The organism is Weissella koreensis KCTC 3621, from assembly GCF_000277645.1.
Genome location: NZ_AKGG01000007.1, coordinates 1 through 9,991, shown reverse-complemented (window position 1 = coordinate 9,991; position 9,991 = coordinate 1). Strand labels below are relative to the sequence as shown.

General features: G+C 27.9%; 7 protein-coding genes and 2 pseudogenes. 2 read left to right on the top strand and 7 right to left on the bottom strand.

Annotation, left to right across the window (positions count from 1 at the left end):
- The first annotated feature begins 516 nt into the window (after positions 1-516).
- Together JC2156_RS03080 and JC2156_RS03075 are read left to right on the top strand one after the other, a co-directional pair.
- Positions 517-1,167, top strand: a complete 651-nt coding sequence (locus JC2156_RS03080; RefSeq protein WP_006845375.1) for a helix-turn-helix domain-containing protein — start codon at positions 517-519, stop codon at positions 1,165-1,167.
- A 66-nt stretch (positions 1,168-1,233) separates the two neighbouring features.
- Positions 1,234-2,046, top strand: coding sequence for a hypothetical protein (locus JC2156_RS03075; RefSeq protein WP_155815903.1), 813 nt, complete (start codon positions 1,234-1,236; stop codon positions 2,044-2,046).
- A gap of 167 nt (positions 2,047-2,213) precedes the next feature.
- Here JC2156_RS03075 and JC2156_RS09070 read toward each other — a convergent pair.
- From JC2156_RS09070 to JC2156_RS08955, 7 genes and pseudogenes are all read right to left on the bottom strand, one after another.
- A pseudogene (locus JC2156_RS09070) lies at positions 2,214-3,257 on the bottom strand (hypothetical protein).
- Positions 3,258-3,408: 151 nt separating this feature from the next.
- On the bottom strand, positions 3,409-3,888 hold the full coding sequence (locus JC2156_RS03060) for an accessory Sec system protein Asp3 (RefSeq protein WP_006845371.1): 480 nt from the start codon (positions 3,886-3,888) through the stop codon (positions 3,409-3,411).
- Entirely contained in the window at positions 3,881-5,392 is a 1,512-nt protein-coding gene (gene asp2 / locus JC2156_RS03055) for an accessory Sec system protein Asp2 (RefSeq protein WP_006845370.1), read from the bottom strand. Before asp2 ends, JC2156_RS03060 begins: the two co-directional genes overlap by 8 nt.
- Entirely contained in the window at positions 5,389-6,840 is a 1,452-nt protein-coding gene (gene asp1, locus JC2156_RS03050; protein WP_006845369.1) for an accessory Sec system glycosyltransferase Asp1, read from the bottom strand. The genes asp2 and asp1 overlap by 4 nt, the downstream gene beginning before the upstream one ends.
- Before the next feature lie 13 nt (positions 6,841-6,853).
- Entirely contained in the window at positions 6,854-7,036 is a 183-nt protein-coding gene (locus JC2156_RS03045; protein WP_038241054.1) for a hypothetical protein, read from the bottom strand.
- 18 nt (positions 7,037-7,054) lie between these two features.
- Positions 7,055-9,355, bottom strand: coding sequence for a preprotein translocase subunit SecA (locus JC2156_RS03040; protein ID WP_006845368.1), 2,301 nt, complete (start codon positions 9,353-9,355; stop codon positions 7,055-7,057).
- A 190-nt stretch (positions 9,356-9,545) separates the two neighbouring features.
- Positions 9,546-9,991, bottom strand: a pseudogene (locus JC2156_RS08955) (accessory Sec-dependent serine-rich glycoprotein adhesin); the annotation flags it as partial.

The following is a 9,991-nucleotide window of genomic DNA, read 5'->3' as shown; positions in this document are numbered from 1 at the left end:
AATTAGCTTAATTTAGTTATTATCATATATGTATGTTACACTTCACTATAATGTTTAAATGTAATATTAATTTGATATATAAAATCACATATAGTTAAAAAAGGCATTCATAATGATAAACCCGAAATGACAATGTGAAATTTTTAACCATTTTAATGCTTTCCTGATATTATCTAAACTATGATATTACTTAATCATTTATCTTGTTCTCCAAATTAAACTTACAACTTCCACTAAGTCTTCGTTTCCTCATCTAACATGTCAGATATAAGCGTAATAATTGGCCATTCACGGGAGGTTAATGGCCCTTTTTAATTTAAATATCATCTATACAAATAAAACTAGATTTATTTGTATAGATCATAAAAATATTATTCAGAATTTGACTATATATTCACTACTATCTTAAAATTCTATGAAATTTATTAGATTTCTGATATACTATATCTTGTTTTAGGGAGATAATATACCATATGATATAAACATGTTAATAGAGTTATGGAATGGGAGTAAGTAATGTTATTAGATTTTAATACAACATTTGAGTCTGCAATTTACAATAAAGAAGTCCAATATAAAATTAAAATATTAAAGATAATATCAGAATATTCAAATGGTATTGATATCTTTAAAATTAAAGAATCTGTACAATTAAATGAAAGAACTATTCATAAATATATACTTTCTATTAATGAAATTATTGAGAGAGATCCAACAACTTCTGAAAACAGCTATAGTTTATATGGACATATTGTCAAACAAAATAATAAATATTTTTATACAGGTGATCATTTTCAATTCAAGCAGCTTTATAAAAAGTTAATAGACGGAACTATATCTCTTAATTTAATTAAAACTTTAATAACTCATAAAAATATAAAAATTGAGGATTTTGCTAATGAAAATTTCATTAGTGAAACTTCGTTAAGACGAAGCATTTCTATCTTTAATGATTATATTTCTAAATATGATGTTTCAATAGCAATTAATAAAAGTTTTATTAGCTTTATTGGTAACGAAATTAATATACGATTTTTAATCGTAACTTTCATGTGGCGCAATTATAGTGGAAGTATCTGGCCTTTTGAGAATACATCTAAAGAAAAAATAAGCGATCTAGTAGATGCTATTATTAAACTATATGGACTTACGATGTCACAAGGTTAAAAAAATGAGTTCATGTACCTACTCGCAACCAATTTTTCACGTATAGATACTCTTAATCTTATAAATATGGATGATATATCTAATAAACTACAAGACGTAGCAATTTTAAATAAAGCTGATCAAGACGTTTATGATTATTTATTTAATAAATATAATATGTGCAATTCTGAAATAACATTCATATTATTATGGACAAAAACTATTAGTGATTTCTATTTTATAAAAAATAAGCCTATTGATATCCTTAATGATCTTAAAGCCAAAAAACATATTATTTATAATAAAATAAGCAAATTCGTAACCTCTATTGAAGATATTACTAAAACTAAAATTGATCTTAATACGTTAGATGGTAAAACTTTTATTGCTACTCTACTAGCTGGTAAATATCATTCAGCGTTATTTAAAAAATTGAACTTTACCATAGCAAATATAGACTCCAGCAAGCTTAATATTGAAAAAGTACCCAATTTGGTCAAAGTAATTACTAGTACCACTGAAAAAATAAATCCCGAATTACCTAAATATGAATTAGGAACATTAATTTATTTTAATATATCTGCATTTTTAATATTATTCCCTGAGTATTATTTTGAACCTGCAATCAATATTTTAATTCAGATGGATGCTCCTATTTTTGAAGAAGCAGCTTTCGCTAAAAAAACAAGAGACAGGCTAACTCCTTACTTCAATGTATCAGTTTCATATATGAATCACGAAAACAAAAAATACGATTTGATCATAAGTACAATTATTGACGAAGACGAAGAACATGATGTTGATCATTACGTTATGGTAAGTAATAATATGACAGATAAAGATTTAAATAATATACTAATAGCCTTACACAAAATTTCCGAAAAAAATAGTATAATTTAGCCTAATATCTAAAAATAAAAGTCCGGTATCTTAGAAATTATTTTTCTAGGATACCGGACTTTTATTTTAAAGTGTCATTTAATACAATAACAAATAAAGAGCCTTTGATCCGGACTAAATCCAATTCAAAGGCTACCTGTATTAATAATTTTAGTTAATAAAAAAAATTAGTAATTATATTTTTTAGCGATTGTTAAAACTTGTTCATAAGCTTGAATTAGAACTGTTAGCAATATCAAATAAGTTCCTCCAATGATTCCAAAAATATTTATATTGGTAATCGGGAAATATAGGCTAATTATGAATGGAATTATCATAATCAGTACATTAAACAAAGCACCGATGAATCCTAAAAATAAAATTCTCTTACTTAGATATTTTTGCGTATCGTATCCTGGAATAACGTTTTCAATGAAATCACCACTCTTTTTCATTTTGTCTGTAGTCTGAACAACATCTATATTAAAAAATGAAAATGCTATTGAGATAACAAAAACAATAACTAAAAGAATCATCAATCCTTGTGTGGTATTAATATTTGTATTTTCGGCTATTTGTAATAGTTTCATATTATGATTATATTTTCCTCCAAAAAACAAAGCATATTGCAAAAATGTTAGTAAAGATATCTAATACATAAAAGGCATTCCTAAAGCAGGAATAACTTTTAAGGGTATATATGAATATTTCTTAAGCTCTTTAGATGCTAATATTTGAATAAAATTAATCTTATATTCAGCAAAATAAACTAGAGTAATTAGTGAGAACATAATAATTAATATTATTATAAATAACAGTAGCATGACTTTTGAATGATCATAAATCGTATGAATATCCAAATTTATTTCTTGAACATAGTTACCTAAGATAGTAATTACTATCAAAAGGCTATTTCCACCTAAACCATACCTTGCTATTAAATTGGATAACCATTCTGAAAAAAAGGCACCAACAATCAAAAATATAACATTAATTTCGAAAAAGAACATTGTTTCGTGACTAACATATTTAGTTGTAGTCAACTGCGTTAATGTTCCAATCGCTTGTATTATTGATAAAAAAAGCATAAGTATATTTTGCTTAAGATATTGCGATGCATCAGAGGATATTATGTCATCCGGATTTTTTCCCAATGAAAACACTTTCCATATAATCATTGTTGTCATCCAAGGTGTCATACCAAGCGTGAGTAGAGTCGGCTTAACACCCATATTAATAGTGTCCAGCTGACTATAATTAATCCCATATAACGGAATACGCCTACCTAATAAAAAAACAGCAAATATAATTAATGTAAAAACAATTTTTTTAATAATTGTTTTTCTAGTGATAGTCTTATTCTTGCTGTCAAACAAATTATCATCATTCATTATTTTTGTCCACCTTAACCATACTCATATTTCTAAATACCAATTTATCATTACTTATATTGACCAATTCAATAAGAACAGAATCAAATTTAAAATTTGATGGAAATTCAATAAACTGTTCATCTAGATGTATAGCCATTATTTTTTCTTCTGAACCACGATACATTCTAATTTGTAGTATTAACGATTCACTAGGAATCATTTCAATATCAGACGTTAGCTTATATATATCACCTGGAAAAATAAGCGGGATGTTAGAATTGATTCCCTGACTTTTATGATTATTTCCCCAAGACGCAATCAATTTCCCCGATGGAAAGCGGGGGTTGATTAACGTAATACTACCATCTTTATTTTTCAATAAATCTCCACCATACAAAGGGCTATTATTGAATTCTACATTGAATGCCGAATTATCAAAACCATTATTATGAATACCATTACTAATATCAAATTTGTATTCTTTATCCATTATTATCGTCCCACTTCTTCATCGCATCTTTCGCATATATTAAAAACCAGTCAACAACTTTACTACTTTCATCGTTATGACGTCCCTCGAAGCCTTTACCAATTAAATTTATTTTCCCATCGAAAATCTCTTTTAATTTATAAAATCCCTTATTATCATAATCATCTTGCTCCATATATATTACATAAAAAGTAGTATTTTTAATGTTTTCAAGTTTTATATTTTGAATTATAAAATCATCACTGGTAATGTTCATATCTTTTTGCACATCCAATGCAGTCAAAAAATCTTCCGACCTATTAACAGTTGAATTTTCTGCTATGCGCTTTAAATTAACTAACGGCTTTCCTACGATCACATTTCCTGGTTGCAACATATTTGAATAGTAAATTGCACCTGTGGTTCCCATCGAAAGGCCCATTAAATTAAGCGCATGCCTATCAAAATTAAGTTCTTCAAGTTTATTATCTATGAAATCAACTAGCTGCTCTTCTAAATCACCACGAACATCTCTATAAAATTCTCCACCTTCTAAACGCGGATCTCCAATTAATATGAAAGGGTGATCTAATGAGCGCATCATTGGATATCCTTCAAAACCCTCGGCAGTTCTGTAACCAGCAAAATAAACATTCAATGGTGGCTTTAAATTACCTTGATTATAATAAACAAATAACTCCTCTCGACCAGAATTTACTAATCTTTTTCCACCCGGTAACATCTGACCATAATTGCCTCTACTTTGCCTAAAGTGTAAGTTACCAATTACAGCAGAACCATTTCCTTCTAAAATCACTCTAAATGATACTGTTTTTCCTTGAACGTAAGGTCCAATTAAAACGGGACTCTTCATTTCTTCATCTGATAGTAGAATTGTTTCCACATTTCCATCAGCATTTGCAGTGGTTAGCGAAATTTCTAATTGTATTTTTATATCTCCATACAGCTCGTACTCAAGCCAAAGTTCCATAATATTTTCTCGGACATAAAGATAATGTGATCCCCATGATATATATGTTTTATCATATTTATTTCTCGTATCAACTTGAATTTTATTATGTCCAAAATAGTGAACCTTGGTTTCAGGAGAAGCTGAAACTTTCAATAAATCTCTCTTCATTCTATCGCCATATTGCTGATTAAAAAAATTATGAAAGATAATATTTGTAACCCCTGAAATATCATTATCTGACATATCATAAAAGTTATATTTGTCCTTTAAATAATCTAAAGTTTTTTCTGATTGATTAGGGTTTAAATTAAAAACTTTATATTCTTCTATTTTTATCTCGCTATCAATTAATTTAAGTCGATCAAGACTAATTTTAGATGTTATTAAATATCCACTAAAACCAAAATAATTAATTTTTTTAATTTCTTCTAGACTGTCATCTATATGGTCATTGGATATATCCAGATATTCCCATTTGATATTTTCATTTAATGCTAAAGGCTTTAAATTTTCATCCCCTATTTGTAATATATTTGCTATATATCTTTTCATTTTACATTCTCCAAAGGATAATTTTTATCTATTATTTTATACAGCGGATCAAAAATCATTTCAATTTCTTTATTAGAAAAGTATATACTTTTATTTAAATTAGCTAAATTATCTAAGAAGTAATTAACGGCTTCACTTAAATGATCTTCATTTTTTATTTTATAGCCATTACCACGGTCCGTTACATACTTTCTTTCAACCGTTGTAATCTGTGGAGTCCCATTATGCAGCGCCAATAATCTAGCAATATTTGCATCCTTTTCAGCTAAATCGATATAAATTTTATATTTATCAAATGATTTTTCCATTGATGAATAATTTTCAAATATTTTAAGAGTAATTTGTTCTCGTATATTTTCTAATTCTTCTTTGGAATAATCTTCTTCATCTACCCCTGCCATCAATGTTTTAAATTCATTTTTAGATGTGGGTTTTAAGCTAAAGAATTCAACTTTTAATTTTTTGTTTTTCAAAATATTCTTTTCCATCACGTTTAAAATATTAGTTCTTGTTTTATTACTGATATCATCAAAATTAATTCCAATATAATTATCAGAATATTTCATGAAAGATCCAGAAATTATGTCAGGGTCCTTTTCAGGTAGGAAAATAATCTCTATATCATTAGTTAATTTTTGTTGAACCTGCAATAATGTATCTTCGTCATTAACAATGATCCCATTGGAATTATTCAATTCTTCAATGGCCATTTCATCTAAATTATTCAAAACATTCTTCTTAACTATATATATAATTTTACTAGCCAGATTCTGTAAGACATCGGCAATATTATTACTTATTTCAGCGATTATTAGACTATCATAAAATTCAGATGTTTTATCTTTAATCCATTTATTTTTTAGATTCAAGAAATTATGTCCATCAAAAATTTTATTTTTCCAATCCAAGACATTATTTTTTGTAAATAATACTTTACCATCATGATTAACATATTTTATATCAAATAATTTATCTGAATTAGCTATTATTTCCGCTACTTTGATGCCTCTATCACTAAACAGAGACACCTTAATTACGTTTGTACCTGATTTATCAAATTCATCAATTCGATAATTAATCCCATGCTTTTTATCATAATAACCACGATAAATCAATGTTCCATCATCTCGTAAAACATTCCAATGATCATTAATTTCAATGATTCTATAATCAGATGATAAGTCGAAATCAACTTGGTTTAACGCATGATATTCATCAGGGTCTATATCGTATATATCTTCAAAAAAATTATTAGCATGTTCTTTATCGATATTATTTTCTAACAACCGAACTTGTGACAATAAATCAAAATCCAAATTAAATAATACTAGATTAAATTGAACTTCTAGTTCATGGAATAACGTAACAGTCGTATTATTTAATATATTTGATTGCTTTTGGAGATCTTGACTATAGTCTGGAATAAATAACAAATTTCTTATATACATTTAACAATTCCTCTTAATTGTTCATTATTAATAATATGGTTCTAACTAATCCAATAATCACTATAAGGGCCATAGCATACGCCATAATTATTGATAACACACTTTTTTGTCGCTTATTATTTCCTCTACTTCTTCGATCTTCACCTAATTGATTAAGTTCGATAGTAGATCTATTTTTAAGCTTGTCTAACTTCATAGTATATAGCTCCTTATTCTATGGGAAAGTAACCTTTAAATTGTTTTTAACTTCTAATCTACTCAACATGAAATTTTTCAAAATAGCCTTATCAACTGCACTTCTAAATATTTTGTACAACCTTTGACTATCTTCTTGGTATTCTTGCAAAGGATTTTTTTGTCCTGTCACTCGTTTATCAATTAGTAATCGCAGTTGTTGCATTCTATCTACATGTAATACCCATTCTGTATCTATTGATTTCAATAATATTTGATTAACAAATTCTTCAAAAGCTTTTGGGTATGAGGAAAGCAGATTTTGTACGTAATTAAATCTGTCACTAATTTTTTCATCGATATTTATTTGCTCTTGAATATTATATGATTCATCAATGAAGTCAAAGATAAATCTTGTTTGATCATAATTTTCATTATCAATAATGTTTTTAGCATATTGTTTTAATAAATTCACAAATTGTTTATGATTAAGTTCACTTTGATTTATAATCGTATCTCTTTCGTGATAGATAATTTCTCTCTGAACACGAAGGGTTTCATCCATTTCCATAGAAGTAAATCGATTTTTATAATCATCTTCTTCAAATTTTGTTTGAATTTGCTCAATTTTATGTTTGATATATTCTTTTTGAAATAAATTCAATTTTTCTAATTTCTTATTCGAAATACGATCGATTCTTTTGACGTAAAAATCTTCAAAGATCTTATCTTCTAATGAGACAAAAAATTCTGTAGTCCCATTTTCGCCTTGACGACCAGCTCTGCCTCTAACTTGATTATCTATTCTTTTACTAGAAAAATGCTCAGTGGCAATCACAGCTAAACCACCAATTTCTTGAACGTCTTTATCAATTTTAATATCAGTACCACGTCCAGCAATAATAGTAGCAATTGTTAATGTAGACTTTTTACCTGCCATTTTAATAATTTCAGCTTCATTTGCATTTTGTGATCCCGTCAAAACATTATGAGATATATTTTGAGACCAGAAAAAATTAGAGTATATGTTCGCCGTAAAGATCGATTCAGTTACCAATAACACTGGTCTACCAGCTTCAATTAATTCCATCGTTCTTTTCATGATTAGTTCTAATTTATTACTCAACGATACTGTATAGTGATCTTTAAGATCTATCCGTACAGATTTAATATTTTCTGGAATTCTATCAACAGGGAGATTATAGATCTCTAAGAATTCTTTCCTATTGGTATAGGCTGTTCCCGTTAATCCTGATAGTTGATTAAACATTCTGAATAAATTTTGATAGGTAACTGAAGCCATGGATCTATTTTCTTGAGACAACGAAACTAATTCCTTAGCCTCTATTGCTTGATGTAATCCTGATTCGAATAATGAGCCTTCCATGATACGGCCAGTTGTTGAATCTAATAACTTTACTTCACCATCTAAAACAATATAATCCTCGCCCATTTTCATAATTACATTTGCTTGTAATGCCAACATCACATGTTTAACTAGTTCAAAATTATTTTTATTAAACAAATTTTTAACTCGGAAAAATTTATTTGCTTTTTGAACTCCATGCTTAGTTAACCAAACCGTTTTCTTTCGATTATCAGTTTGATAGTCCAGTAGTGGCTCTAAAAGGCTCACAAAAGTATTCGTGATTTTAAAAAGATTAGATTGTGCCTTGGGATTACCTGAAATAATCAGTGGCATCTGTGCATCATCTAATAATATTGAATCGATTTCATCGACGATAGCCCAATCAAAATGTAAATTTAATTTTTCATCTGATTGCGACACTAAGTTAGATTGAAGATAATCAAATCCAAATACATCATTAGTTGTATAAACGATAGGATTATCATATAACGATTGTCTTTCCCTCATTTTAAAAACAAATTTTTGATCACTCTTTTTATCCAACTCTTCAACCAAACCGGAAGATATATTTAATCTCTTAAAAATAGGACGAGAAAATTCATAGTCACGTCTAGCTAAATATTGGTTTTGAGTAAATAAAATTTGATGATGTTTTTTTAAATATCCCAAATATAACGCTATTATGGCAGTAATCGTTTTACCCTCACCCGTCTTCATTTCGGCTATATTACCATTTAACAATGTTAATGCTCCAACAATTTGAACAGGGAAAGCGACATATCCTTTTTCTCTCCTAATGGCCTCAATGATTATACTTAAAGCTGAAATTTCCATTTCATTATCAAGCATATTAAGATCATAAAATTCAAGGGTCTTTTTTTGCGCATATTTATTAAATTCAATATCGCTTTGTTCTTCAAGATCCTTTTGCAAAATCAGAACTTTTTTTGATATTTTTAAAAAATTATTCATATTATTTTATATCCCACTTAGTTTATATAGTTAGTGTTTATATAGTTAATTATAATACTTTTAAACATATATTTATTACCTTTATATGTAACAAAATAAACAAAAAGAAAGGTTTCTAGAGTCAAAATTAATTTGATACTAGAACCTTTCTTTTTACATTATAAGTACAGTTTATAGTACCTATTTATTTCTATTTATTTCTATTTTTATTCTTTTTAAGAAGCATACCGACTCCTAATAACTCCATTATATTAGGAACAATATTACTTAATTTAGAATGTGCTGCAAAAGTTTCTGGTAATTCATTTTCCAAGTCTGAATCCAAACCTTTTGAATCATTATTTGATATTGAAGTCAAATTAGACTGTGAAGCAGATTCTGAGATACTCTTTGAAACTGAAATCGAGTTACTATCAGAAGCATTGGAATCACTTAACGATGCTGAGACAGAAGTACTCTCTGATTCTGACGTTGAGTTAGAAGCATTGGAAGCACTATCTGACGTTGATGCTGAAGTACTGTCTGATTCAGAATTGCTTTGTGATTCATCAGAGTTTGATTTCGACTCTGACCCTGAAGCTGAGGCTGAATCACTCTTTGAGGCATTATCTGATTCTGATTTCTCTGAATTAGAAT

Excerpts from the sequence above, each read along its gene's own strand:
- JC2156_RS03045 (WP_038241054.1), bottom strand. The coding sequence starts at position 7,036 with ATGAAGTTAGACAAGCTTAAAAATAGATCTACTATCGAACTTAATCAA.
- JC2156_RS03060 (WP_006845371.1), bottom strand. The coding sequence starts at position 3,888 with ATGGATAAAGAATACAAATTTGATATTAGTAATGGTATTCATAATAAT.
- JC2156_RS03080 (WP_006845375.1), top strand. The coding sequence starts at position 517 with ATGTTATTAGATTTTAATACAACATTTGAGTCTGCAATTTACAATAAA.
- asp2 (WP_006845370.1), bottom strand. The coding sequence starts at position 5,392 with ATGAAAAGATATATAGCAAATATATTACAAATAGGGGATGAAAATTTA.
- JC2156_RS03075 (WP_155815903.1), top strand. The coding sequence starts at position 1,234 with ATGGATGATATATCTAATAAACTACAAGACGTAGCAATTTTAAATAAA.
- JC2156_RS03040 (WP_006845368.1), bottom strand. The coding sequence starts at position 9,355 with ATGAATAATTTTTTAAAAATATCAAAAAAAGTTCTGATTTTGCAAAAG.
- asp1 (WP_006845369.1), bottom strand. The coding sequence starts at position 6,840 with ATGTATATAAGAAATTTGTTATTTATTCCAGACTATAGTCAAGATCTC.